This window comes from Stenotrophomonas forensis, from assembly GCF_028752115.1.
GTDB classification, from domain to species: Bacteria; Pseudomonadota; Gammaproteobacteria; order Xanthomonadales; family Xanthomonadaceae; genus Stenotrophomonas; species Stenotrophomonas forensis.
The window spans coordinates 3,485,336-3,509,279 of the sequence record NZ_CP082270.1 but is presented as its reverse complement, the minus strand read 5'-3'; the positions used below and the strand labels follow the sequence as shown (position 1 = coordinate 3,509,279).

Annotated in this window: 22 protein-coding genes and 1 tRNA gene; 11 read left to right on the top strand and 12 right to left on the bottom strand. The window is 67.6% G+C overall.

What is annotated here, in order from left to right; translation table 11 throughout:
• Nucleotides 1-49 precede the first annotated feature (49 nt).
• Together K5L94_RS16270 and K5L94_RS16265 are read right to left on the bottom strand one after the other, a co-directional pair.
• On the bottom strand, nt 50-835 hold the full coding sequence (locus K5L94_RS16270; protein ID WP_053450448.1) for a queuosine precursor transporter: 786 nt from the start codon (nt 833-835) through the stop codon (nt 50-52).
• On the bottom strand, nt 832-1,515 hold the full coding sequence (locus K5L94_RS16265; RefSeq protein ID WP_006460795.1) for a DUF502 domain-containing protein: 684 nt from the start codon (nt 1,513-1,515) through the stop codon (nt 832-834). Before K5L94_RS16265 ends, K5L94_RS16270 begins: the two co-directional genes overlap by 4 nt.
• Nucleotides 1,516-1,591: 76 nt before the next feature.
• On the opposite strand from K5L94_RS16265, the gene K5L94_RS16260 reads away from it, so the two are divergent.
• A complete protein-coding gene (locus K5L94_RS16260; RefSeq protein ID WP_053450447.1) occupies nt 1,592-2,905 on the top strand; it encodes a hypothetical protein in 1,314 nt (437 codons plus the stop codon).
• An 8-nt stretch (nt 2,906-2,913) separates the two neighbouring features.
• Here K5L94_RS16260 and K5L94_RS16255 read toward each other — a convergent pair whose 3' ends face one another.
• Complete coding sequence (locus K5L94_RS16255) at nt 2,914-3,630, bottom strand: hypothetical protein (protein ID WP_274510870.1); 717 nt, start codon at nt 3,628-3,630, stop codon at nt 2,914-2,916.
• Between the two features lie 47 nt (nt 3,631-3,677).
• Nucleotides 3,678-4,130: a DUF4442 domain-containing protein gene (locus K5L94_RS16250; RefSeq protein ID WP_053450445.1), complete on the bottom strand. Its 453-nt coding sequence runs from the start codon at nt 4,128-4,130 to the stop codon at nt 3,678-3,680.
• 226 nt (nt 4,131-4,356) lie between these two features.
• Here K5L94_RS16250 and K5L94_RS16245 point away from each other — a divergent pair, with 226 nt between their 5' ends.
• The gene (locus tag K5L94_RS16245; protein ID WP_080374944.1) at nt 4,357-4,809 is read left to right on the top strand and encodes an REP-associated tyrosine transposase; all 453 of its coding nucleotides are present in this window, start codon (nt 4,357-4,359) and stop codon (nt 4,807-4,809) included.
• 52 nt (nt 4,810-4,861) lie between these two features.
• Here K5L94_RS16245 and K5L94_RS16240 read toward each other — a convergent pair whose 3' ends face one another.
• The 4 genes from K5L94_RS16240 to K5L94_RS16225 all read right to left on the bottom strand — a co-directional run bounded on the left by K5L94_RS16240 (nt 4,862) and on the right by K5L94_RS16225 (nt 9,561).
• Nucleotides 4,862-6,484, bottom strand: a complete 1,623-nt coding sequence (locus K5L94_RS16240; RefSeq protein ID WP_197586608.1) for a CHASE2 domain-containing protein — start codon at nt 6,482-6,484, stop codon at nt 4,862-4,864.
• Nucleotides 6,481-8,187, bottom strand: coding sequence for a FecR family protein (locus K5L94_RS16235; protein ID WP_053450443.1), 1,707 nt, complete (start codon nt 8,185-8,187; stop codon nt 6,481-6,483). Before K5L94_RS16235 ends, K5L94_RS16240 begins: the two co-directional genes overlap by 4 nt.
• 107 nt (nt 8,188-8,294) lie before the next feature.
• Entirely contained in the window at nt 8,295-9,152 is an 858-nt protein-coding gene (trxA, locus tag K5L94_RS16230) for a thioredoxin (protein ID WP_053450442.1), read from the bottom strand.
• A 142-nt stretch (nt 9,153-9,294) separates the two neighbouring features.
• A complete protein-coding gene (locus K5L94_RS16225) occupies nt 9,295-9,561 on the bottom strand; it encodes a hypothetical protein (protein ID WP_053450441.1) in 267 nt (88 codons plus the stop codon).
• Nucleotides 9,562-9,717: 156 nt separating this feature from the next.
• Here K5L94_RS16225 and K5L94_RS16220 point away from each other — a divergent pair, with 156 nt between their 5' ends.
• The 9 genes from K5L94_RS16220 (at nt 9,718) to K5L94_RS16180 (ending at nt 17,713) form a co-directional block, all read left to right on the top strand.
• Nucleotides 9,718-10,317 carry a DUF998 domain-containing protein gene (locus tag K5L94_RS16220; protein ID WP_053450440.1) on the top strand — a complete coding sequence of 200 codons (600 nt, stop codon included), beginning with the start codon at nt 9,718-9,720 and terminating at the stop codon, nt 10,315-10,317.
• Nucleotides 10,318-10,422: 105 nt separating this feature from the next.
• Nucleotides 10,423-13,065, top strand: coding sequence for a leucine--tRNA ligase (gene leuS, locus K5L94_RS16215; protein WP_274510869.1), 2,643 nt, complete (start codon nt 10,423-10,425; stop codon nt 13,063-13,065).
• Between the two features lie 136 nt (nt 13,066-13,201).
• On the top strand, nt 13,202-13,786 hold the full coding sequence (locus K5L94_RS16210; RefSeq protein ID WP_053450439.1) for an LPS-assembly lipoprotein LptE: 585 nt from the start codon (nt 13,202-13,204) through the stop codon (nt 13,784-13,786).
• Between the two features lie 9 nt (nt 13,787-13,795).
• The gene (holA, locus tag K5L94_RS16205; RefSeq protein WP_274510868.1) at nt 13,796-14,833 is read left to right on the top strand and encodes a DNA polymerase III subunit delta; all 1,038 of its coding nucleotides are present in this window, start codon (nt 13,796-13,798) and stop codon (nt 14,831-14,833) included.
• A 3-nt stretch (nt 14,834-14,836) separates the two neighbouring features.
• The gene (gene nadD, locus K5L94_RS16200) at nt 14,837-15,502 is read left to right on the top strand and encodes a nicotinate-nucleotide adenylyltransferase (RefSeq protein WP_053450437.1); all 666 of its coding nucleotides are present in this window, start codon (nt 14,837-14,839) and stop codon (nt 15,500-15,502) included.
• A 58-nt stretch (nt 15,503-15,560) separates the two neighbouring features.
• Nucleotides 15,561-15,971, top strand: coding sequence for a ribosome silencing factor (rsfS, locus tag K5L94_RS16195; RefSeq protein WP_008265938.1), 411 nt, complete (start codon nt 15,561-15,563; stop codon nt 15,969-15,971).
• Nucleotides 15,972-16,035: 64 nt separating this feature from the next.
• Nucleotides 16,036-16,506 carry a 23S rRNA (pseudouridine(1915)-N(3))-methyltransferase RlmH gene (gene rlmH, locus K5L94_RS16190; protein WP_005418108.1) on the top strand — a complete coding sequence of 157 codons (471 nt, stop codon included), beginning with the start codon at nt 16,036-16,038 and terminating at the stop codon, nt 16,504-16,506.
• A gap of 22 nt (nt 16,507-16,528) precedes the next feature.
• Nucleotides 16,529-16,605: transfer RNA gene (locus K5L94_RS16185), tRNA-Asn, on the top strand.
• 160 nt (nt 16,606-16,765) lie between these two features.
• On the top strand, nt 16,766-17,713 hold the full coding sequence (locus K5L94_RS16180; RefSeq protein ID WP_425507587.1) for an alpha/beta hydrolase: 948 nt from the start codon (nt 16,766-16,768) through the stop codon (nt 17,711-17,713).
• A 20-nt stretch (nt 17,714-17,733) separates the two neighbouring features.
• Here K5L94_RS16180 and arcD read toward each other — a convergent pair whose 3' ends face one another.
• The 4 genes from arcD to K5L94_RS16160 all read right to left on the bottom strand — a co-directional run bounded on the left by arcD (nt 17,734) and on the right by K5L94_RS16160 (nt 23,915).
• Nucleotides 17,734-19,155, bottom strand: coding sequence for an arginine-ornithine antiporter (arcD, locus tag K5L94_RS16175; RefSeq protein WP_053450436.1), 1,422 nt, complete (start codon nt 19,153-19,155; stop codon nt 17,734-17,736).
• Nucleotides 19,156-19,292: 137 nt separating this feature from the next.
• Nucleotides 19,293-22,100, bottom strand: a complete 2,808-nt coding sequence (locus K5L94_RS16170; protein WP_053450435.1) for a TonB-dependent receptor — start codon at nt 22,098-22,100, stop codon at nt 19,293-19,295.
• A gap of 200 nt (nt 22,101-22,300) precedes the next feature.
• Complete coding sequence (locus K5L94_RS16165; RefSeq protein WP_053450434.1) at nt 22,301-22,960, bottom strand: energy transducer TonB; 660 nt, start codon at nt 22,958-22,960, stop codon at nt 22,301-22,303.
• Between the two features lie 217 nt (nt 22,961-23,177).
• On the bottom strand, nt 23,178-23,915 hold the full coding sequence (locus K5L94_RS16160; RefSeq protein WP_006460407.1) for an SIMPL domain-containing protein: 738 nt from the start codon (nt 23,913-23,915) through the stop codon (nt 23,178-23,180).
• Nucleotides 23,916-23,944 lie beyond the last annotated feature (29 nt).

Genomic DNA, 23,944 nt, shown 5'->3' with positions numbered 1-23,944 from the left:
CCGCGTACGGCCAGCGTGAAGGCGCAGTCAGCTGGCGCTCGCTGGGGCTTCAGTCAGCCGCGGCGGCGGCGCGCAATGCGGCCGCGCGTTCGACGCCCAGGTAGCGGGTGATCGCACGTCGCATCAGGTACAGCAGGGGGATCAAGGCGATCGCAAAGCCCATCTTGTAGATGTAGTTGACGCTGGACACCGCCAGGAACAGCGACGTCGGCCAGTGCTGCGGGCCGAGCACGAAGGCGATCCAGATCACCACGAAGCTGTCCACCACCTGCGAGATCGCAGTCGAGCCGGTCGCGCGCAGCCACACATGGCGTTCGCCGGTGGCCTGGCGGATGCGGTGGAACACCGCCACGTCGATCAGCTGGCCAAGCAGGAACGCGACCAGCGAACCGGCGATGGTCCACATGCCCTGGCCGAACACCGCAGCAAATGCGGCCTGGTAGTCCGGCACGCCGTGAGCGTCCATCGAGGTGACCCACCAGCTGGCCGGCGCCAGCGAAATGGCCGCAAAGGCGAACAGGAAGCCGTAGCCGATCAGCACCACCGCCAGCCACGAGATGAAGCGCACGCCGCGCTTGCCGAAGAACTCGTTGATGGTGTCGGTCATGATGAACACCACCGGCCACAGCAGGGTGCCGGCGGTGAAACTCAACGAGCCGGTCTGGCCGAACAGGTTCCAGTTCAGCGGATCGATCCCCAGCGTGTCTTCCAGGGCGAAGATCTTCACCCCGATCAGCTCGGCCAGCACCGCATTGCCGCAGAAGAACGCGGCCAGCACGATGAACAGCAGGACCGCGCGGTCCTGCAGCGGGCGCTCGATCGGCGCCGGGGTCATTCGGCGCGGTCGCCGGCGCGGGTGAACGGCACGCTGGACGGTGCCACGGCGCCGCCGGAAATGATGAAGCTCATGGCCTGGTCGACGGTCCAGTCGGTCGGGGTCAGCAGCTCCACCGGCACGATTTCCAGATAGCCTGATGTGGGGTTCGGCGTGGTCGGCACGTACACCGCGGCCAGTTCACGGTCGGTGCCGTGTTCCTTGATCACGCGGGTGACCAGCCCGACCGACTTCATGTCACGGTGCGGAAAGTCGATCAGCACCACGCGCTGGGTGCTGCCCGGTTCGGTCTGCAGCATGTCCAGCAGCTTCTTGGCGCTGTCGTAGATGATGCTGGCCAGCGGAATGCGCTTGATGATCGCCCCGACCCAGCGCAGCAGGCGCTGGCCGAGTACACGGCGACTGGCCACGCCCACCGCCAGGATCACCAGCAACGTGGCCAGCAGGGCGATGGTGTCCTGGATCCATTCGGCGCGCACCCAGCCGAGGTAGTGCGGGAAGCTGGTCGCGATCTGCTCGGACAGCGGTACCACCAGCGGGCTGGAAATACCCGACAGCAGCACGAACACGAACTTGACCACGACCCAGGTCAGCCAGATCGGCAGCAGGGTCAGCAGGCCGGTCAGGAACAGGCGCTGCAGGGAGGGGCGGGGAACCAGGGCGGGGGCTTCGAGCGACATGCGCGCATTGTAGCGGTCACCGCGGGTCGATTACGCTGGGCAATCAACTGCGGCAACGGCACATGGAAGGGACGCTGTGTTGAAGATACTGCGTGGGTTGGGTTGGACCCTGCTGGGCCTGCTGGTGCTGGCCATCGTCGTGTGGTGTGCCTCGCGCATGTGGCCCATCCCCGAATCGCGGCTGCAGGCGCAGCAGCGGCTGGAAACCCGCCTGCCGGCAACCGGGCGCAATGGCTATGCGCAGTTGTGGACGCTCGGCGTTGACGGCCTGGATGCCCGCCAGCGCGAGCAGGCGCTGGCCGAAGACGTGCGGCGCTGGGACGCCGACCCGCACGGCAATAACGTCACACAGCCCCAGCTGGCCAGCGCCCCCGGCGGCTTGCACTCGCGCCCATCCGCCAGCTGCGGCCCGGCCGCCAGCGGCTGCCTGGCGCAGGTGCGCGCCGATCCGCAGCGGTTTGCCGAAGCCCACGCCGGTCACCAGCTGCTGCATGCGCGCCTGGACCAGCTGGCCGAGGCGGACCACTTCGTGTCGCCGTTCCAGCCGAAGGGCGAAGGCATCCAGGTGCCCCTGCCGACCTATGGCCTGGTGATGGATGCCACCAGCGCCCGCGCGCTGGCCTACGTACAGGGCGATGTTGATGGCGCCCTGCGCGGCAGTTGCCTGGGGCTGCAGCTGGGGCGCCGGCTGGTGCCCGGGGGCAGCTATCTGGTCGAGAGCATCGTCGGTGCCAGCCTGGTCCAGGCCAATGCACAGCTGCTGGCCGACATTCTGGTCGAGCTTCCGGCCGACCACCCGTTGCCCGCGGAATGCGCACGGGCGATGCAGCCGCTGCGGGCCGACGAACAGAGCCTGTGCCGGGCGATGCAGGGCGAGTACGCGATGAGCCAGGCGGCGATCGAAACCTCGGCGAGGGAATTCGGCGGCGTGCTGGTACTGGACCGCAGCAGCACCCTGGCACGCGTGGCCGGCAACCTCGGCTGGGCCTGCGGCGCGGCAGCGACGGCGGCACTGGAGGCGGATCGTCCGTTGCCCGTGTCGTCGCCGCCACAGCGTGACTTCGGTTGCCTGTCGAACATCATGGGTTGCGTGCTGACGGATATCGCCGCACCGGCCTATCCCGCCTATTCGTCGCGTACCCAGGACGCCGCTGCGATGCTGCGGCTGCTTGGGGCGCAGCGCTGGCTGCGGCAGCAGGCGGATGACCCGGCAGACGCGCTGCGGCGCCTGCCGGAACAGTTCCGCTCGCCGGTGCGCGCCCCGCAGCTGTCGGCCGATGGCAGCCGCCTGCAGGTGCCACGCCGCTCCCCGTCGCGCAGCAACCAGGAAAACGCCTGGCTGTCGGTGCCGCTGATCGTGGATACGCCTTCAGCCGCCGCGCGCGATTGAGGTCGGGTTCAACCGGTGCCGGCCAGCGGATCGAATGCCCAGCCATCGCCAACCGTTTCAAGCGTCCAGCGCCGACTGCTGCGCAACGGTTGCCAGCGCACGCGGTCGGTATCGGACTCGATGCTGCCTTCAACCTGTTTCACCTTGCGGGTGGAGAAGTTGACGCTCAATGATTCGGTCTGCCCGGAATTGCGCATCACCGAGTCGCGGTCGTAGCCGATCAGGGTGAAGGCGCCGTCCTGCCAGCGGAAAGTGAATGCAGTCGTGCCCATTGACCAACTGCCTGCACTGGCGAACGAAAACAGCGCCACCTTCAGGGTGCCACGCTGGATGCTGATCCCGCCGTCCTCGAGCGGATCGCTGAGTACCGGATTCTCCGGGCGCGGGATCAGCGCATGGTCCTGTGCGGCCAGCACATAGCCGGACGGGCGTGACCAGGCGATGGCGAGGATGCGGGGGTTGCTGTCATACGGCGACGGACCGAATCCCTCGTGCTCGATGACGTTGCGCGGGTCCTGCTGGCGCAACACCAGCACCAGGTCCGCGCGCCCATCCTGGTCGAGGTCGCCTTCCACTTGTGACTCCAGCATCCAGCCACCGGGCACGAAGCCGGCAGCATCGGCCGCCTGCGCCGGCAGCGCCGGGAACTGCACCGGCGGAAGATCCAGTGCGTGGACGGCGAAGGACAGCGGGGTCAGCAGTGCAGCAAGGGCGAACGGGCGCATCGGAGCCTCCATGGCGGGGAGGCAGAGGATAGCGCCGTTGCAGCCGATCAGCGTGCGTGTGGCTTCAGCCGCAGGTAGACCTGCTTGCGCACCTGCGCGACCACTTCACCGCTTTCATCAACCACGTCGTTGCTGAACCAGCGCAGCACCTTTTCGCCGCTGGCCGCTTCGGCGCGCAGTTGGTCCAGCAGCGCGTCATCGATGCGGAACGAGGTTCGCACGGTGCCGCGGCCGGGCTTGAGGAAATCGATCGCACCGGCGCGGTCCCACACGTAGTAGTCGCGGCCGAGGATGTGCAGCAGGCCGAGCATCCAGAACGGATCGGTCATCGCGAACAGGCTGCCGCCGAAGTGGGTGCCGACGTAGTTGCGGTTCCAGGGCCGCATGCGCAGTTCGACGTCGATCTGCCGGTAGTCCGGCGAGACCCGGGTGACGTGGATGCCGGTGAACAGGAACGGCGGCCAAAGATTGATGCCGAAGCGGAACAGGCGGGCGTTCATGCGGGTCCGGGGGCGCAGGGCGAGGCCTACAGTCTAACCATTCGCATGCGTATGTTGCACCGGGTGGCGGATCATCGCCATTCTGGCGTGACGGCAGGCGAGAGTCGAGTCGAGCTTGCTCGACTGCTTCCAGCGGGCCTCAATCGAACGAGTTCAGACAATGTCTGATCGCCATTTCGGGGTCTCCTGATAGGTCTGGCCGTGAACCGCGGTCCATGCTGCCCGTATGCCCAGTCCAGCCTTGTTGCGCGGCCGATGCTCCACGGTCGGATGCTTCTACGTAGTCACCACTGTCACTGCCGGACGCCAACGCGTCTTTGCAGACCCGCGATGCCTGGATGCCTTGACTGATGAGCTGCGAGGCAGCGACTGCAAGGGGATCACGCGGTCATTGGCTTGGGTGGTGATGCCGGATCATCTGCACTGGGTTCTGCAGTTGCGCGAAGGTACGCTTGGCCGTTGCATGCAATCACTCAAGTCCAGGGTGGCGATCGCGATCAACGCGCACTCCGGTGAAGGACGCCCGGTGTGGCAGCGGGGCTACTACGATCACCTGATCCGGAATGAGCAGGATGTCCGGCAACAAGCGCTGTATGCCATGGCCAACCCTGTACGTGCGGGTCTGGCATCAACCCTGGGGGAGTATCCATTCGCATGGTGTTGTTGGCCGCTCGAATGATGGGCGCGCAGTCGAGCAAGCTCGACTCTACAGGTGGAGTGCACATGGTGCCTCACGCGCCGTCGATCACACATCCGTCGCGGCCATTGGCCTTGGCCTGGTACAGGGCGGTGTCGGCGCCCTCCACGAAGTCGTGCGGCTGCAGTTCGCCGTCGGGTACGCGGGTGAACACACCAATGGTGAGGGTGATCCGCTCGCCGCCGCCATCACCCGGGGGCGGCAGTGCCCGCACGCAGGCGATGAGGTCTTCGATCACCAGGCGCGCGCCCTCGGCCGGTGTATCCGGCAGCACCAGCGCGAATTCGTCGCCGCCATAGCGTGCGGCCATGTCGCGCGGGCGCCGCGCATGCGCGCCGATCAGGCGGGCGACATCGCGCAGCACGCGATCACCCACCTGGTGGCCGTGGAGGTCGTTGTGACGCTTGAAATGGTCCACGTCGATCAACGCCAGGCTCAGCGGCTTGCCACTGCGCCGCGCGGCGTCGCATTCCTGCTGCAGCGACTGCTCGAAACGCAGGCGATTGCCGAGGCCGGTCAGCGCATCGCGGTTGGCCTGGCGGTGCCAGGCCGAGATCCGCCAGATCGCCCAGGCCAGAAGCACCAATAGAATGCCCAGCATCGCGGTGGCCGGCGCCCACCACAGATCGCTGCTGCGCAGCAGCAACCAGCTCAGCAATGGGGCCGCCGGCAACGACGCCAGCGCCGCAAGCCAGGGCAGGCGCAGGCCGAGCAGGAGGACGCACAGTGCGACCAGCACCGCGCTGATGGCCTGTTGCCATGCCGAGGGCAGTACATCGATCTGCTTGTGCTGCAGCAGCATCGAAGCGATGTTGGCCTGGTACTCGCTGCCGCTCATCCAGAATTCGCGGGTGGTCGGTGTCAGCAGGCGCGGCGCGATGCCGCTGGCGGTCATGCCGACCACGATGCGGCGGCCCTGCAGCATCGCCATGTCGACGTGGCCGTCGAGTACATCGGCGTAGGACACCTGCGGCAGTCGCTCCGGCGGGCCGGCGTAGCGCACGCGCACATAGTCGTCGCGCCGCCATTGATAGGGCGAGCCGACTCCGGGGTCGGGGTCGGGCAGGCCGTGCACGGCGCCTGCCGGCAGGCCGGCCAACGCCAGGCCCAGCGCGGGCCAATGTGGCTGGCCGATGCCGGCGTGCAGGTAGAGGCCGCGGGCGACACCGTCGCCATCCACTTCGACATCGGTGTGGCCGATGGCTGCGGCGCTGGCCGCGATCTGCGGGATCGGCAGCATTTCCTCGGCCATGCGGTCACCCGCGGCGGGCGCGGCCAGTACCGGCAGCACCACTCGGCCATTGCGGCGGATGGCCGCCGCCAGCGCATCGTCCTGGCGGCTGTCGCGCCGATCCGGTTCGGACAGCATCAGGTCCAGCGCGACGCGCTCGGCACCAGCATCGGTCAAACGGTCCAGCAGGCGCGCGTGTATCGAGCGCGGCCAGGGCCACTGGCCGATGCGTTGCAGGCTGCCTTCGTCGATGGCCACGATCAGCACGCTGGGGTCGGGGCGGTAGTCCCAGTCACCGACCAGCGCGTCGTAGGCGGTCTCGTCCTGTCGCCACAGCCATTGGCCCTGGCTGGCCAGCACGGTCAGCACACCGGCCAGCAGGGCCAGTGCGATCCGCTTGCTCCACGGCAGTGGCGAACGCCTCACAACAGCAACCAGAGCAGCACGGCACCACCGCCAGCGCCGTAGCACAGGCGGCACGCCAGCTTGATCTGCTGGGCGGGCGAAAACTCGCCGGCATGGCCGTCATCGTCGATGTACTGCACGCGCACATGCAGGGTGCCGCTCCACGGCCGCTTGAAACTGACCTGCGGCTCGGCCACGGTTTCGTCGACCAGCGGTGCCTTGAAATCGCCATGGCGATCGACCTGCACCCGGTAGCGCTGGCCTTCGCTGCCAGCCTGCCAGCGCAGGGTCAGTTCACCATGAGCCGCTTCCGGCGGTTGCAGCGCCGGGTCGACCGGTTCATTGCTCAGCTGCAGTGGCAGTGCCTGGCCGTAGCGGCCCTGGTGGCCATTGCCATCACGCGACGCGACGCGCCAGAAGTACTGGCCTGGCGGCAGTGGCTGCGCCAGGCGCAGGTCGGTGCCATGGGTCGCCTGTTCCTGCAGTGGCTGCTGGAACGTGGGATCGGAGGCGATCTGCAGCACACTGCTGCGCGCGCCGGGGGCCTGGCTCCAGCGGAAGCGCGGGCGGTCGCTGTTGATCGTCTGCGCGTGCAGGGGGGACACAGTCAGCGGCGGGGGTGGCTGGTCACTGAGTTCGAAGTCGGCGCTGGCGTCCAGGCCCTCCACGCCCTGTGCATCGACGGCGCGCAGCAGGATGCGCAGCTGGCCGGGCGGGAGGTCGCCGATCGCCAGGCGTGTATCGGTGGTGGTGGCGGCATACAGCAGGATTTCCGGGGTTGCGGACTGCACCACTTCCACGCGGTAATGCGCGGCACCCGCAACGGGCTCCCAGGCAAGCAGCGTCGGCAGCGGCGCCAGGCGCAGTTCGTCGTTGTGCAGCTGCGGTGCCGGCAGCAGCGGGGAGACCGCGTCCGGTGCGGCGTCGGCGCTGCCGCTGAGCGTGGCCTGGCCCGGCCGGACCAGGCGCTGTCCGTGGGTGTTGCCGACCTGCACCTTGCCCTGCAGGACCTCGGTCGCACCGACCTGGCCGGCGTCGCCGGCGCTGACCCGGAATACGGTGCCGCGTACGCTGCTGGTCGCGGTGGGCGCATCGATGATGTAGCGCGATGCCGGGCCGCGGGCGGGCGTGACCCGGTTGCTGGCGCGGCCCTGCTGCAGGCGCAGGCGGGTGTCCACCATGCCGGTGTGGCCATAGCGGCTGAGCTGGTCCAGGCGCAGCCGTGAGTACTCGCGCAGCTGCAGGCGCGAGGCGTCGGCGAACTCGAGGGTGACGCTGGATTCGCCCTCGGTCTGCACGGTGTCGCCGATACGCAGCTGCTCGCCCGCCAGGATCGCGCGCGTGGCGCTGCCATCGGCGCCGGACAGCTCGACCTTGCCGCGAACCGACAGCACGCGGGCCGGCGCAGGCTCTGTACGCAGCCAGCTGATCGGGAAGCGCAGCAGCTGGCCGGGCGGCAACCGATAGGGATTGTCGATGCGGTTGTGTTGCTGCAGCTGTTGCCAGCGTACCGAGGGCTTCAGGTACAGGCCGCCCAGATCCCACAGGGTATCGCCGGGACGGACCCGGTAATTCCAGTCCTGGGCGCCGGCCACGCCTGGCAGCAGCAGGAGGAGAAGGGCACACAGCATGGCGCCCTGGAAGCGCTTGGCGAACGACAGCGAGCGGACGAAGGTCACAGTTTGCAATCCCGGCAATGCGGAGGTGCAGCTGCAAGACCCCATGGCCCCGACCTCATCCCCCCGAACGGATCGTGGCGGCCGAACGGCCGCCATCTCGCGCATTATTGCCCGCGTTCAGTGCAGGGATTCTGAACGAAGGGGGCTCCCGTTCAGAACAGCAGAGAGGCCATCCTGCGGCGGTACTGGCCAACGAGGTCCTCGTCGGAGATCACATTGAAGGCATCGATCAGGGCCTTGCGCGGCAACCCTTCCTCGAAGCTGCGATCGATCCGCAGCATTTCCAGGAACTGTGCCAGTGCGGCCTCGTCATGGCCGCCGAGCAGCAGCTGAACCCCCCGCAGGTGGCGGGCCTTGAGGTCATTGCCGTCGGCGGCGATGCGCGCCTCCAGCACTTCGGCCGCGGGGGCATCCTTCAGCGCGGCCGCGAAGGACAGGCGGGCACGGGCACGGACGGCGCGGTCATCGGTGGCCAGGTTGGCGGGCAGGCCGTCGATCAGCGTGCCGGCTTCATCCACGCCGCCGATCTGCAGCAGGGCCAGGGCCAGGTCGAGCTTGAGCTCATCCTTGTCCGGCTCGGCGGCGATCTGCGCGCGCAGCACGTCCACCTGCGCCTGCGGGTCCAGCGGTGCTTCGTCCTCGGAGGTGGCATCGCCGATATCGGCGGGCACGATGCCGTGCTGGGCCAGGAACTCGCGCAGCTGGCCTTCCGGAATCGCGCCGGGGAAGCCGTCCACCAGCTGGCCACCCTTGACCAGGAACACGGTCGGTACCGAGCGGATCTGGAACGCCGCCGCGATCTGCTGTTCCTGGTCGACATCGACCTTGGCCAGTTCGAAGGCGCCGTTGTATTCGGCTGCCAGCTTTTCCAGCATCGGGCCGAGGGTCTTGCACGGCCCGCACCAGGTGGCCCAGAAATCGACCAGCACCGGCGTCTGCAGCGACTTCTGCAGGACTTCGGCCTCGAAGGTCGCGGTGGTAGCGTCGAATACGTAGGTCGTCTCGGTCATGGGGGAGGCATCGTCTGGCATCTGGAGACCGATTCTATGGTGACGATCGATGTCAGACTCAACCCTTTGGTGGCGCCACCAACCATGGCCATTCCGGGCGGGAGAGGGGCAGGCGCGGGGCCTGCCCTCGATGCGCCAGCCGTTACGTCAGCTCATCGCAGCGGACGTGATGCACGATCCAGCGCCCGGTCTTCAGCGGCAGGGTCGTTTCGGAGATGCGAGCCTGATACAGCTCAGCTGCGGTGCGGGCGTCGGGCGCCTTGATGGTGGGGCCCCCGAAGAAGTTGCTGCTCGGCGGTGCCGTGGCGCTGGGCGCGCCGATCCAGGCTGAGCACTGGAACTCGCCGGCGTGGGCCGTGGTGGCCAGGCCCAGGCTGAGCGCGCCGGCGACGAGGATGCGATGGATCATGGGAGGTCTCCCTGCATGGCGGGACTGCCATGCCCCGAGCATCGCGCGCGGCATGCCTGCGCGGATATCGAATGATTCTGAAATGTGCCGCCGCTTGGCGCCCCGCATCGTTGCCGCGACAATGGCCGGTCTTCCGCTTCTTGGTGAATCCGCGCGATGTCCGTGCTCCGGCGTGATCGTTGGTGGGGGCTGCTTGCTGCAGCCATCTTCGTCCTGGCCGTGGTGGGCTTCGGCGCGGCGCTGGACGGCTACGCGCAGGCGCGCCACCCGGTGGCTCTGCTGGGCGCACGGGGCGTGCCGCATGCGCTGGGGTTCAATCTGCTGGGCTTCGTGCTGCCCGGCCTGCTGGCGGCGGCGGTGGCCGAGTGCCTGCGCCGCCGCCTTCCGGCCACGGCCGGCTGGGCGCCGCGGGTGGGCAGCCAGATGCTGCTGCTGGCCGGCCTGGCCTTTGCGGCGATGGGGCTGCTGCCGCTGGACGTGGATGACCTGCATGGACCGGCCAGCCAGCTGCACGCCAGCGCCTGGATGATCTGGGTGCTGGGATTTGTTGCCGGCGCCCTGCTGCTGGGCATCTCCCACCTGCGCCAAGGTCTTGGCAAGGCCCTCGGTGGGGTGGCGGTCATCTGTGCCGTACTGGCGGCAATGGCGGCCTTCGCCCTGCAGGGCGTGCTGCCGGCACCGCTGGCGCAACGCGTGGCTTTCGCCTGCTGGGCGGTCTGGCTGGCCCTGGCCCTGCCTCTGTCGCGGCCTCGCTGAGACGCTCTCCGCGCACGGGCGGCGCCTGCACGCGGCAGGCAGGATTGGAGACGTTTGCCGCACTGCGGTACGCTGTACCGCTTTGCCGCCGCATCCGCGTGTTCCATGACCAGCGCTGAAACCAACGCCTACGACCCGCAGCAGGTTGAATCCGCCGCCCAGCAGTACTGGGACGCCACCCGTGCCTTCGAGGTCGACGAGACTTCGGACAAGCCGAAGTACTACTGCCTGTCGATGCTCCCGTACCCGTCCGGTGCGCTGCACATGGGGCACGTGCGCAACTACACCATCGGTGACGTGATCAGCCGCTACAAGCGCATGACCGGTCACAACGTGCTGCAGCCGATGGGCTGGGATGCGTTCGGCCTGCCGGCGGAAAATGCCGCGATCAAGAACAAGACCGCGCCGGCGGCGTGGACCTACAAGAACATCGACCACATGCGCAGCCAGCTGCAGTCGCTGGGCTATGCCATCGACTGGTCGCGCGAGTTCGCCACCTGCCGTCCGGACTATTACGTCCATGAGCAGCGCATGTTCACCCGGCTGATGCGCAAGGGCCTGGCCTACCGCCGCAACGCGGTGGTGAACTGGGACCCGGTCGACCAGACCGTGCTGGCCAACGAGCAGGTGATCGACGGCCGCGGCTGGCGTTCCGGTGCCCTGGTCGAGAAGCGCGAGATCCCGCAGTGGTTCCTGCGCATCACCGACTACGCCCAGGAACTGCTGGACGGCCTGGATGAGCTGGAGGGCTGGCCGGAATCGGTCAAGACCATGCAGCGCAACTGGATCGGCCGTTCCGAAGGCCTGGAGATCCAGTTCGACGTGCGTGACGTGGACGGCGGTGTGCTGGATCCGCTGCGCGTGTTCACCACCCGCCCGGACACCGTGATGGGCGTGACCTTCGTGTCGATCGCCGCCGAGCACCCGCTGGCGCTGCACGCGGCGAAGAACAACCCGGAGCTGGCCGCGATGCTGGCCGACCTGAAGCAGGGCGGCGTGTCCGAGGCTGAACTGGAAACCCAGGAAAAGCGCGGCATGGACACCGGCCTGCGCGCCCTGCACCCGGTCACCGGTGAGCAGGTGCCGGTCTGGGTCGCCAACTTCGTGCTGATGGGCTACGGCACCGGCGCGGTGATGGCCGTCCCGGGCCATGACCAGCGCGACAACGAAGTGGCCAACAAGTATGGCCTGCCGATCAAGCAGGTGATCGCGCTGAAGGATGCGCGCAGCGAAGAAGAGCGCAGCTGGGACGGCAGCCGCTGGCAGGACTGGTACAGCGACAAGAGCCGGCAGACCGAACTGGTCAATTCGGCCGAGTTCGACGGCCTGGACTTCCAGGGTGCCTTCGAAGCACTGGCCGAGCGTTTCGAGCGCAAGGCCCAGGGTCAGCGCCGCGTCAACTACCGCCTGCGCGACTGGGGCGTGAGCCGCCAGCGCTACTGGGGCTGCCCGATTCCGGTGATCTACTGCGCCAAGTGCGGTGCGGTGCCGGTGCCGGAAGAGCAGCTGCCGGTGGTGCTGCCGGAAGACGTGGCGTTCTCGGGCACCGGTTCGCCGATCAAGACCGACCCGGAATGGCGCAAGACCACCTGCCCGGAGTGCGGCGGTGCGGCCGAGCGCGAGACAGATACCTTCGACACCTTCATGGAGTCGAGCTGGTACTACGCCCGCTACACCTCGCCGGGTGCGCGCGATGCCGTCGACAAGCGCGGCAACTACTGGCTGCCGGTCGACCAGTACATCGGCGGCATCGAGCACGCGATCCTGCACCTGATGTATTTCCGCTTCTACCACAAGCTGCTGCGCGACGCGCGGATGGTGGACAGCAACGAACCGGCGCGCAACCTGCTGTGCCAGGGCATGGTGATCGCCGAGACCTACTACCGCCCGAACCCGGACGGCTCGAAGGACTGGATCAACCCGGCCGATGTGGAAGTGCAGCGCGATGAACGCGGCCGCATCACCGGCGCCACCCTGATCGCCGACGGCCAGCCGGTGGTGGTCGGTGGCACCGAGAAGATGTCCAAGTCGAAGAACAACGGCGTGGACCCGCAGGCGATGGTCGGCAAGTACGGCGCCGACACCGTGCGCCTGTTCTCGATGTTCGCCGCGCCGCCTGAGCAGTCGCTGGAGTGGAACGAGGCCGGCGTGGATGGCATGGCCCGCTTCCTGCGCCGCCTGTGGGCCCAGGTGCAGAAGCACGCTGCCGACGGTGCGGCCCCGGCGCTGGACGCGGCCGCGCTGGATGCCAGCCAGAAGGCCCTGCGCCGCAAGACCCACGAAACCATTGGCAAGGTCGGCGATGACTATGGCCGCCGCCACAGCTTCAACACCGCCATTGCCGCAGTGATGGAGCTGATGAACGCGCTGGCCAAGTTCGAGGACGGCAGCGGGCAGGGCCGTGCGGTGCGCCAGGAAGCACTGCAGGCCATCGTGCTGCTGCTGAACCCGATCACCCCGCACGCCAGCCACGCCCTGTGGCAGGTGCTGGGCCATGGCGAGACGCTGCTGGAAGACCAGCCGTTCCCGCAGGCCGATGCCGGTGCGCTGGTGCGTGATGCGCTGACCCTGGCCGTGCAGGTCAACGGCAAGCTGCGTGGCACCATCGAGGTGGCGGCCGATGCCGCGCGCGAGCAGGTCGAGGCGCTGGCCCTGGCTGAACCGAACGCGGCCAAGTTCATGGAAGGCCTGACGGTGCGCAAGATCATCATCGTGCCAGGCAAGATCGTGAACATCGTCGTTGCCTGATGCATCCCGCACCGGCCACCTGCGTGGTGGCCGGTGCCTTTCCGGTGCCGGGCCATGCACTTGATGGCCCTGCATTCACGCGGCTTCGGGCAGGCTGTGTGTTGCCGTGATCGCCCGGCTCCGCCAGACTGTCTACATGACCCGAATCCTGCTTGCCCTTGTTCTTGCCCTCGGCCTTGCCGGCTGCGGTTTCCATCTGCGCAGCAAGCTGATGCTGCCGACCGACACCGCGCCGGTGAAGGTAGTCTCCACCGCGCCGTACAGCGAACTGGTCAAGCTGCTCAACCGCAGCCTGCTCGCCTCCGGCGCCAAGCTGGCCGATGAAGACAGCAAGGAACCCAGTACCCAGCTGCAGGTGCTGTCCGAAAGCTGGGGTGACCTGCCGATCGCCATCGATTCGCAGGGCCGCGCACAGGAATACAGCCTGCGTTACGCGGTGATCTTCATCTTCCGTCGCGAAGACGGCAGCGAGCTGGTGCCGCAGCAGGTGATCGAGCTGTCGCGTGACTACGTGTCGCCGCCGACCGACGCCACCGGTACCACCACCGAGCGCGAGATCCTGGCCGATGAGCTGCGCCGGGAAATGTCCGCATCGATCATCCGCCGCATCGACAGCGTGGTCCGCGCCGAGCTTGAGAAGGGGGGCAGCCTGTCGGCACCGAAGGCCAAGCCCGTCGAAGGCGCGGTGCCGGCCGAGCCGGTTCCCGCAGCCAAGCACTGAGCAGCGAAGATGGAACTGCGTCCGGAGCAGCTGGCCAGCCAGGGCGCTGATGTTGCACTGGCGCCGGTCTATCTGATTGCCGGCCCGGAGACGCTGCGCGTGCTGGAGGCGGCCGACGCCATCCGCGCGCGTGCGCGCAGTGCCGGGATCGGCGAGCGCGAGGTGTTCGACGCCGATGGCCGCGATTTCGACTGGAACCAGCTTGACGCCAGCTTCAATGCGCCGAGCCTGTTCAGCGCCCGTCGCCTGGTCGAGGTGCGCCTGCCCAGCGGCAAGCCGGGCAAGGACGGCGCCGAGGTGATCAGCCAGTTCTGCGCCAACCCGGCGCCGGACGTGGTGCTGATGATCATCGCCAACGAATGGAGCAAGGCCCACCAGGGCAAGTGGGCCGAGGCGGTCAACCGCATCGGCGTGCTGTCGGTGGCCTGGGCGATCAAGCCGCACGAACTGCCGGACTGGATCGAGCGCCGCCTGCGTGGCAAGGGCCTGCGGGCCGACCCGGCCGCCGTGCAGCGACTGGCCGAGCGGGTGGAAGGCAACCTGCTGGCCGCTGCCCAGGAGATCGACAAGCTGGCATTGCTGGCCGATGGCCAGCCGCTGGATGTGGAACGGATGGAATCGCTGGTGGCCGATGCCGCCCGCTACGACGTGTTCCGGCTGCTGGAGGCGACGTTCTCCGGCCAGCCGCCGGCGGTGCTGCGCATGCTGGCCGGCCTGCGCGGCGAAGGCGAAGCGGTGGCCGCACTGATGCCGATGGTGATCCGCGAGCTGCTGGCCGGTGCCGGCCTGGCCCGGGTGCAGGCGCGGGGCGGCAACCTGGCCGCCGAAATGAAGTCGCGGGGCATCTGGGAGTCGCGCCAGGCGCCGTACAAGCGTGCGCTGCAGCGCCACCCGGAAGGCAAGCGCTGGGAGCGCTTCGTGGCCGAAGCCGGGCTGGTCGACCGCATCGCCAAGGGGCGGGCCGACGGCGATGCCTGGCTGGCGCTGGAGCGCCTGCTGGTGGCCGTGGCCGAACCGCGTGCGGTGCGCCTGCTGGCGCGGGCCTGAGCGATGAGCCTGCGGATCTATTACGGGGGCACCTTCGATCCGGTGCACCTCGGGCACCTGGCGATCGCGCGTGCCGCCCGCGATGAACTGCAGGTGGCGGTGCGCATGCTGCCGGCGGCCGACCCGCCGCATCGCGCGGTACCCGGTGCGACCGCCGAGCAGCGCTGCACCATGCTGTCGCTGGCCATTGGCGACGAGCCCGGCCTGCTGCTGGACCGCCGCGAGCTGGACCGTGCGGCGCGTTTCCCCGGTCGCCCGTCCTACACCGTCGATACCCTGCGCGAGCTGCGCGCCGAACTGGGGCCGAGCCGGCCGCTGGCCTGGCTGGTCGGTGCCGACAGCCTGCTGGGCCTGCCCAGCTGGCACGAATGGGAGGCCCTGTTCGGGCTGGCCCATTTCGTGGTGGCCGAACGCCCGGGCAGCCCGCTGCGGGCCTCGGTTGACGGCGCGCTGGGCCGTGCCCTGGAAGGGCGCTGGGCCGACAACGAACAGGCGCTGTTCGCCAGCCCGGCCGGCCGCATCCTGCGCCTGCACCACCCACTGCGTGACGAATCAGCCAGCGCAGTGCGCTCGCAGATCGCCTCCGGCGGGCCCTGGCGTGCGCTGCTGCCGCCCGCCGTGGCCGACTACGTTGCCGTCCACGGGCTGTACCGCCCCTCCACGCCGTGAATGCCGCAGCTGCGGCTTGCCCGTATAATCGCCCCCACGTTTATCGAGTCGATCCACTTTGAGCAACCAGACCCAGCCCCAGACCATCAAGGTCGATCTGCCCAGCCCGCCGCCGTCCGTGCCGGAACTGCTGGCCAGCGTCCGCCAAGCCACCGAAGACCTGAAGGCCAAGGACCTGGTCGAGATCGACGTGCGCGGCCGGTCCAGCGTTGCCGATTACATGATCGTGGTTTCGGGTACTTCGACCCGCCACGTCAAGTCGATTGCCGACGAAGTCGTGCGTTTCGCCAAGAACATCGACGTGATGCCGCTGGGCGTGGAAGGCGAGCGCGAAGCCGAGTGGGTGCTGGTTGATCTGGGCGACGTCATCGTCCACGTGATGCTGCCGCGCGTGCGCGAGTTCTACGCGCTTGAGCGCCTGTGGACGGTTGGCGACCAGCCGCCGCCCAGCGACGACGAAGTGGCCTGAGCCACGCAGTGCTGCACCCTTCGACGGCGCCGATGGCGCCGTCGACGTTTTGGAGATGCCATAGATGAAAGCGCGCCTGATCGCCACCGGTGAACGCGCACCCAGCTGGGTCGCGCAGGGGTTCGCCGAGTACCAGAAGCGGCTGTCGCACTGGCTGCCGTTCGAGCTGGTGGAAATCGAGCCTGGCCTGCGTGGCAAGGGCCGCGATCCGCGCCGCGCCACCGAAGACGAAGGCAAGCGGGTGATCGCTGCATTGCCGAAGAATGCGTACGTGGTCGCGCTCGACGTGCCGGGTCGCCAGCTCAGTTCCGAACAGCTGGCGCAGCGCCTGGAACATTGGCGTGGGCAGGGCAGGGACCTGGCCTTCCTGATCGGCGGCCCGGAAGGGCATTCGCCTGAAGTCTCGGCATTGGCCGATGAGAAGTGGTCGATCGGGCCACTGACGCTGCCGCACATGCTGGTGCGGCTGGTGGTGGCCGAGCAGCTGTACCGTGCTGCGGCGATGATTGCCAATCACCCCTACCATCGCGCGTGAAGAGTGGTTATACTAGTCGTCTGCCCGAATAGCTCAGCCGGTTAGAGCACTTGACTGTTAATCAGGGGGTCGTTGGTTCGAGTCCAACTTCGGGCGCCACTTTGAAAAACCTGCATCGCGAGATGCAGGTTTTTTTTTGCGCCGGGTAGAGTCGAGCTCGCTCGACGGCTCTGTTGATCGGCCACGACCGTCGAGCAAGCTCGACTCTACAATGCAGCGTCATCGACCAAGGATGTTGATCGTGCGCGCACTCCTGTTGCTGGGCTCGCTGCTGCTTGTGGTGCTGCCGTTCGCCTCGGCGAAAGCTGAACCTCCCACCTGGCACCCGCCGCAGGGCGCCACGGAGCTGCCGTTGTGGCCGGATGGCAAGGCGGCGGTGCCGCCGAAACTGAAGGGACCCGAGCAGCTCAGTGAGGCGATTTCCGAAGCCAGTGGCGAACGCTGGATGATGCTGCAGAACGTGGCGGTGCCGACCCTCACCGTGTTTCCGCCGAGGGAGCCAGGCAACGGCGCTGCAGTGATGGTGGTGCCGGGCGGTGGCTACCGCGTGCTTGCGATGGATCTGGAAGGCAGCGAGATCTGCCAATGGCTGACCACGCAGGGCATCACCTGTGCGTTGCTCAAGTATCGCGTGCCGGCGTCGGGACCGAACTGGGACCGCGACTGCAACTGCCGCGACAACCCATCGGTGCCGATGGCGCTGCAGGATGCACAAAGAGCGATGGGAATGCTGCGTGCGCAGGCCGCGCGCTGGAAGATCGACCCGAAACGCATCGGCGTGATCGGCTTTTCCGCGGGTGGCCATGTGGTGGCTGGCCTGAGCACGCATGCGCGGCGCAGCTACACGCCGATCGATGCGGCCGATGCACAGCCGAGCCGGCCCGATTTCGCGATGGTCATGTATTCCGGGCACCTGTGGGCAGGGCACGGCAAGGGACTGTCGCTGGTCAAGGACATCGTCGTGGATGACAAGGTGCCGCCAACGTTCATCGCGCAGGCCACCGATGACCGTACCGATGACGTGCGCGAATCGCTGGCCTACTACCGTGCCTTGATCGATGCGGGCGTGCCGGTGGAAATGCACCTGTTCGCACGCGGCGGCCATGCGTTCGGCCTGCGCAGGCAGGATGCACCGGTCGCGGCATGGCCCCACCTGGCCGAGCGCTGGATGCAGGACATCGGCATGTTGCCGGAACGCCCGTTGTAGAGCCGAGCCCATGCTCGGCTCTACAGCGTCAGCTGGCCCTTCGAGAACGCCACCAGCGTGGCAATCGCCACCAGCAGAATCGCGCCGAACAGCACCCACTCCCAACGCGTGAACACCCGCTCGCCGCGCTGGCGCCGGGTCAGCGCGAACAACACCACACCGGGTACGTACAGCAGTACCGACAGCAGCAGGTTGTCGAGGCCGCCGGCATACACCAGCCACAGCGCATAGGCACTGGCCAGCAGTGCGACGCCGAAATCGCGCCAGCGCACGCTCGGCTCGCCTGCGTAGGCGTGCCCGCGCCAGGCCAGTTGCACGCCGAACGCGGTGGACAGGAAATACGGCACCAGGCTCATCGACGCGGCCAGCAGCACCAGCCCGGTGTAGCTGCCCGCATTGACCAGCACCAGCAGCAGGAACAGCTGGATCAGGCCGTTGCTCAGCCAGAGCGCGTTGGCGGGCACGCCGCGTGCGTTCTCGCGGCCCAGGAACGCCGGCATGGTGCCGTCGCCCGCTGCGGCATACAGCACTTCGGCACACAGCAGCACCCAGGCCAGCAGCGCACCGAGTACGGAAATGATCGAACCGATGATGATCACCGTGGCGCCCCACTCGCCGACGATGGCACGCAGCACGTAGGCCATCGAGGGATTGGGCAGCCCGGCCAGTTCAGCCTGCGTCAGCACGCCCATCGACAGCAGGCTGACCAGTACCAGCAGCAGCCAGACGCCGAGGAAGCCGATCACCGTGGCGCGGCCGACGTCGGCGCGGCGGGCGGCACGCCGCGAGTAGATGCTGGCGCCCTCGATGCCGATGAACACCCACACGGTGACCAGCATCATGCCGCGCAGCTGCTGGCCGAGGTCGCCGAGTGCAGGCGTACCCAGAAAGTCTGCGCGAAAAACATCGAGACGGAACGCACCGGCGGCGAGCACCAGGAACAGCGCGATCGGCAGCAGCTTGGCCACGGTCACCAGGCCGTTGACGATGGCCGCGGTGCGCAGGCCACGCAGCACCAGCAGATGCACGGTCCACAGCAGCACGGACGATGCGGCAACCGCAGCCGGCGTATTGCCTTCACCGAAGACCGGCATGAAGTGGCCGAGGCCACTGAAGATCAGCACGAAGAAACTGGCGTTGCCAAGCACGGAGGCGACCCAGTAGCCCCACGCCGCAGAGAAACCGATGTAGTTGCCGAAGCCCTCGCGCGCATACGCGTAGATGCCGGTATCCAGGTCCGGCCGGCGGTTGGCCAGCGCCTGGAACACGAAGGCCAGCATCAGCATGCCGGCGCCACTCACCGCCCAGCCGATCAGCGCCGCGGCCGGGCCGGCGCTGCGCGCGACGTTCTGTGGCAAGGAGAAGATGCCGGCACCGACCATCGAGCCGACCACCAGTGCGGTCAACGCGGGCAGGCCCAGTCGTTGCGATGTTGCGGCCATGGAGATCCCCTGCGGCAGTGATGCCGCGTGGACACGGTAGCCGCGTGGCCGTGAACACGCCTGCAAGGGCCAGGAAGACGAAGGCCCGGGCAGGTGCCCGGGCCTTCGAAGGTGCTGCATGCAACGGCGATGCGCTGTTACTTGAACGTGTACTTGAAGCCGACGGTGTAGTAACGGCCCAGTGCACCGGAGAAGTGCATCGGGTTGTAGTTCACCGCACCGTAGGTGGTCGGATCGAGCGGGGCGATGCGATCGAACACGTTGGCCACCGAGGCATTGAGTTCGAACGAATCGTTGATGCTCCAGCGGCCCGACAGATCCATCGTGGTGAACGAAGAGATCTTGGTCACCGGCGTTTCGTCAGCGTAGAAGGCCAGGTAGCTGCCGCCACGACTGCCCGTGTTGTCCATCTTGCTGATGTAGTTGACGATGCCGCTGACGCTCCACGGGCCCTGCTTCCAGGTGGTGCCGAAGTTGACCTTGTCCTTCGGCGTACCGATGCAGTTGGTGACATCGCAATTGCCGTGGGTGCCCACATAATCGACCGTCTTGCCGCCTTCGGTACGTTCGAACTTCAGGATGTGGCTCCACTGCAGGTCCAGCTCCAGCTGGCCCGGGCCGATCTCGAAGGTCTGGCGGATGTCGGTGTCGATACCGCGGACGCGCGAGGAACTGGCATTCACGTAGCCGGTGTTGACCGCCAGGATGGTGCCGCTGTTGGCCACGCCATTGAGGTCATTGCTGTCACGCAGCACGTTGCCGGCAAGGATGGCGTCTTCGGTGTTGCCCTGGACGATCTCGTTGGTGCGCTTGATCTGCCAGGCGTCGACGGTCATCGAAGTGGTCGAGGTCGGCTGCAGTACCAGGCCGATCGAGTAGCTCTTGGACTCTTCCGGCTTCAGCAGCTTGTTCGGCTTGGTGATGATGGCCACCGAATTGGCACCGCACTCGCTCGCTGCGCCGCCACTGATCTGGCAACGCACCGGATCGACCGCGGAGGAGAAGGCGGCCAGGCCACCATCGCCGTTCTCGGCTGGGTTCGGCGCACGGAAGCCTTCGGCGTAGCTGGCGCGCAGGGCGATCCAGTCGGCCGGGGTCCACTTCACGCCCAGCTTCGGCGTGGCCTTGCCTTCACCGCTTTCGTACTTGTCGTAACGCAGCGCGCCGGACAGTTCCAGCTGCTCCAGTACCGGTGCCGACAGTTCGACGTAGCCGGCGTAGACGTTCTGGGTGCCGTCGTAGGCCGAATAGCCCAGGCCGATGATGTCGCCCTGGTCGGTGTAGGTCTGCGGGGTCAGGCTGTTGCTGGTCTTGCGCCACTCGGTACCGATCGCCAGGCCCAGCGGGCCACCCTTGAGGTCCATCAGGCTGCGCGACACGGTGAAGTCGAACATGTCCAGGCTCGACTTGGCACGCGCGCTGATCTTCGGCGAGATGTAGTCGTACAACGCCTGCGAGTTCTTGCCCGCATCGTCACCGATGCGCCACACGCCACCGGCGCAGTTCGCATTGCCCAGTGCGCACTGCACGGCGCTGTAGCGCAGGAAGCCGGTGCGCTCGTTGGTCAGGTCGGTGCCCGAGTGCAGGTAGGCGGTGTCGTAGCTCCAGTCGCCCCAGTTGCCCTTGATGCCGACCAGGAAGCGGTTGAACTCGTTGGTGTTGTCGGTCACGCGCGGGCCGACATCCCAGGCCGAGTAGCGCACGCGGACCGGGGTGGCGCCCGGCTGCCCGTAGAACGGGTTGTCCGGGTGGTTGGCACCCAGCACGGTGGCACCCGGGCCCGAGTTGGCGTTGACCGGACCGCCCGGGTAGCCCCAGCCGCCCGACACGCCGGACGGGGTGTTGCTGAAGATGGTTTCCTTCTTCGAGTAGCCGATCTCGGTGTAGATCTCGCCGCCCTCGCCGAAGGCGAAGCTGGCGCGGCCGAACACGTTGACGTACTTCTCTTCCGGAATCAGGTCGCGGTACTGCTGCGCCGGATCGAACAGGCAGCCGTCGGCGGCAATGCTGGCCGGGGTCTGGCCACCGATGGTGGTCAGGCCTTCGCAGCCGGGCAGCGGAACCAGGTGGCCGGTGGCGTCGAGGTAGGATCCGTTGGGGCCGGAGCCGCCGGAAGTGCCGCCACGGGTGTAAGCACCGCCAAGGAACTGCGCGGTCTTGTCATAGCCCCACGGGCGGGTGTCGCCGGTACCGATCCACTTGCGGTTCTTGCGGTCGCTCAGCTTGATCGCGTCGGTCTTGCCCACGTCCAGGCTGAAGAACGCATTCCAGCCATCGGTGGCCAGATCGCCGGTACCGGCGGTCAGGGTCGCCTTCTTGGCGTCGCCATCGCTGTCACCGGACAGCCCGTAGGAGCCGCGCAGGATGACGCCCTGGAAGTCGCTGCGCAGGATGATGTTGACCACGCCGGCGATGGCATCGGAACCATAGATCGCCGAGGCGCCGTCCTTCAGCACTTCCACGCGTTCAACGGCGTCGAGCGGGATGGTGCTCAGGTCGGTGAAGACCTTCTGGCCGTCATCGGCCAGGCCATAGGTCGCCATGCGACGGCCATTCAACAATACCAGCGTCGAGCCGGCGCCCAGGCCGCGCAGCGAGATGCCCGCGCCACCGCCGGCAAAGCCGTTGCCGAAGGTCTTGGGAATCGAGCCGGCGCCATCGGCGGTGATGGTCTGCAGGTACTCGGCCAGCGAGGTCTTGCCGGTGCGGTCGATTTCCTGGCGGGTCACCACCTGCACCGGGGACGGTGTTTCGGTGTTGGTACGCGGGATGTTCGAACCGGTGACCGTGATGCGGTCGAGGTTGGTGGCCTTTTCCTGCGCGAAGGCGGAGGAGGAAGCCATGGTGCCCACCAGCAGCAGGGTGCCGCCGGCAAGGACGTGGGTGATGGACGATGCCAGGGTGCAGCGGCGGCGGCTGGCGGGCCGTTGGATCAGGTGTTTCACAGCTTCTCTCCTAACTGGAAAACCGTAGCGTTGAGGGCTGTCTCCGGTACTGTCCGGGACGGATCAATCTAGGTTTCCGACAGGTGACGAAGTAGTGAAATTTTGCTTAATTCGTAACGCTTGATCGCGGACTTTGCCGAGTCTGTCCTTTCGCGTGTGAAGGCCGGCCCGGAAAGGTTGCCGGGCCGGCCCTGAAAGCCTCAGTCCGGCAGCGAGAACTGCACCGGTACCAGGCCGATGGCCGGTACCGCTATGCCATCACGCTGTGCGGGCTCGAAGCGCCAGCGCTTGAGCACCTGCTGGCGAGCGGCCAGGTCCAGGCTGCGCGAGCCGCTGCTGCGCTCGATGCTGACCGCGACTGGTTGGCCGCTGCTGTCGACCTCCACCCGCAGCAGCACCGTGCCCTGCTCGTGGTTGCGCAACGCCGGCACCGGATAGGACGGCGGTGGGGCGCTGCGGTACTGCAGCTGGGCACCGGCCAACGGTGTCGAACGGTCGATGCCCGGGGCCGACTGCACCGGTGTCGATTCCGCGGCGGGCGTGATGATGCCCTGTGCCTCCTCCAGCGTGGCGGTCGGCGTCGGCAACGGCGTTGTTTCCTTCGGCACGCTCTGCTGCTTCGGCACGACGTCCACGTGCTGTGGCTCCACGTACTTGGGCGGCGGCGGCAGCGGCTTGGGCAGTTCCCTCGGAATCAGCCGCACCGTGGTGGTGTCGCGCGGCAGTGTGGTGATGGCCTGATAGGTGGCCGGAATCAGCAACAACAGGAACGCGAGCAGATGCAGGGCGATGGCCGCGCTCCAGGCGGCAACGCGGGCGGGGTCGAAGTGCGGGGATGCAACGGGATACGTACGAACCATGGTCCACCTCCATGCCAGTGACGAAGTCCTCAACGCACCAGGGCCCGTGGCGGGGTTGCCGCACGCGGCTGGCAGTGCATCAGTAGCGCGGCATGGCGGCCACTGCCTAGAGGCACGGGCTGGATCGTTGGGCTGGCCTTCAGCCAGCCCCGGCAGCAGGCATGAAAAAAGGCGGGCCCCGTTCGGGACCCGCCTGGTTCGGCACGGGCGGCGGCGATCAGCGGCCCAGTTCGAACACCACGTCCAGGTTGACCGACACGGTCGATTCACCCGGCGCGACCGGGGTGGCCTTGTCCATCGCCGCCCCGGCGGCCATGGCACGCATCATCGGCATCGGGCGGTAACCGCCACCGGCGTTCTCGGAGATGCTGACGATGCGGCGCACCTGCAGGCCCAGGGACTTCGCGTAGGTCTGGGCACGGGCCTGGGCCTTCTTCAGCGCCGCCAGGCGGGCTTCGTCATACACCGGTTCGGGCTGGTCGATCTCGAAGCTGGGGCCGTTGATCTGGTTGGCACCCTGCGCCGCCAGTGCGTCCAGCACCTTGCCGAGCTTGGCGATGTCGCGCACCTTCAGGCTGACCGTGTTGCTGGCCTGGTAGCCGGTGATCTTCGGTGCTTCGTTGTCGGCATAGCGGTACTGCGGGTTGAGGCTGACACCGCTGGTCTGCACGTCGCGCTCGGCAATGCCGGCGGCCTTGATCGCGGCCAGCACCTTGTCCATCTGCTGGGCATTCTGGCGCATGGCGCTGTTGCCATCGGCGGCCTGGGTAACCACGCCGGCCGACAGGGTGGCCACGTCCGGTACGCGGGTGGCCTCGGCGTTGGCCGAGATGTTCAGCAGGGTGCCTTCCGCGGGGGCGGCGATCGACGGCGACGGCGGGGCAGCATGGGCGGTCATCGAGGTTCCAAGGGCAAGGGACAGGGCGAGCAGCAGCGGGGTGGCGGTCAGGCGCATGGAGAACTCCTTGTTGTGCCAGTGAGGGT

What these genes read in the sequence shown, in the direction of transcription:
- K5L94_RS16270 (WP_053450448.1), bottom strand. Translation starts at nt 835, where the DNA reads ATGACCCCGGCGCCGATCGAGCGCCCGCTGCAGGACCGCGCGGTCCTG.
- K5L94_RS16265 (WP_006460795.1), bottom strand. Translation starts at nt 1,515, where the DNA reads ATGTCGCTCGAAGCCCCCGCCCTGGTTCCCCGCCCCTCCCTGCAGCGC.
- K5L94_RS16255 (WP_274510870.1), bottom strand. Translation starts at nt 3,630, where the DNA reads ATGCGCCCGTTCGCCCTTGCTGCACTGCTGACCCCGCTGTCCTTCGCC.
- K5L94_RS16250 (WP_053450445.1), bottom strand. Translation starts at nt 4,130, where the DNA reads ATGAACGCCCGCCTGTTCCGCTTCGGCATCAATCTTTGGCCGCCGTTC.
- K5L94_RS16245 (WP_080374944.1), top strand. Translation starts at nt 4,357, where the DNA reads ATGCCCAGTCCAGCCTTGTTGCGCGGCCGATGCTCCACGGTCGGATGC.
- K5L94_RS16235 (WP_053450443.1), bottom strand. Translation starts at nt 8,187, where the DNA reads ATGGGGTCTTGCAGCTGCACCTCCGCATTGCCGGGATTGCAAACTGTG.
- trxA (WP_053450442.1), bottom strand. Translation starts at nt 9,152, where the DNA reads ATGACCGAGACGACCTACGTATTCGACGCTACCACCGCGACCTTCGAG.
- K5L94_RS16225 (WP_053450441.1), bottom strand. Translation starts at nt 9,561, where the DNA reads ATGATCCATCGCATCCTCGTCGCCGGCGCGCTCAGCCTGGGCCTGGCC.
- K5L94_RS16220 (WP_053450440.1), top strand. Translation starts at nt 9,718, where the DNA reads ATGTCCGTGCTCCGGCGTGATCGTTGGTGGGGGCTGCTTGCTGCAGCC.
- leuS (WP_274510869.1), top strand. Translation starts at nt 10,423, where the DNA reads ATGACCAGCGCTGAAACCAACGCCTACGACCCGCAGCAGGTTGAATCC.
- K5L94_RS16210 (WP_053450439.1), top strand. Translation starts at nt 13,202, where the DNA reads ATGACCCGAATCCTGCTTGCCCTTGTTCTTGCCCTCGGCCTTGCCGGC.
- holA (WP_274510868.1), top strand. Translation starts at nt 13,796, where the DNA reads ATGGAACTGCGTCCGGAGCAGCTGGCCAGCCAGGGCGCTGATGTTGCA.
- nadD (WP_053450437.1), top strand. Translation starts at nt 14,837, where the DNA reads ATGAGCCTGCGGATCTATTACGGGGGCACCTTCGATCCGGTGCACCTC.
- rlmH (WP_005418108.1), top strand. Translation starts at nt 16,036, where the DNA reads ATGAAAGCGCGCCTGATCGCCACCGGTGAACGCGCACCCAGCTGGGTC.
- arcD (WP_053450436.1), bottom strand. Translation starts at nt 19,155, where the DNA reads ATGGCCGCAACATCGCAACGACTGGGCCTGCCCGCGTTGACCGCACTG.
- K5L94_RS16165 (WP_053450434.1), bottom strand. Translation starts at nt 22,960, where the DNA reads ATGGTTCGTACGTATCCCGTTGCATCCCCGCACTTCGACCCCGCCCGC.
- K5L94_RS16160 (WP_006460407.1), bottom strand. Translation starts at nt 23,915, where the DNA reads ATGCGCCTGACCGCCACCCCGCTGCTGCTCGCCCTGTCCCTTGCCCTT.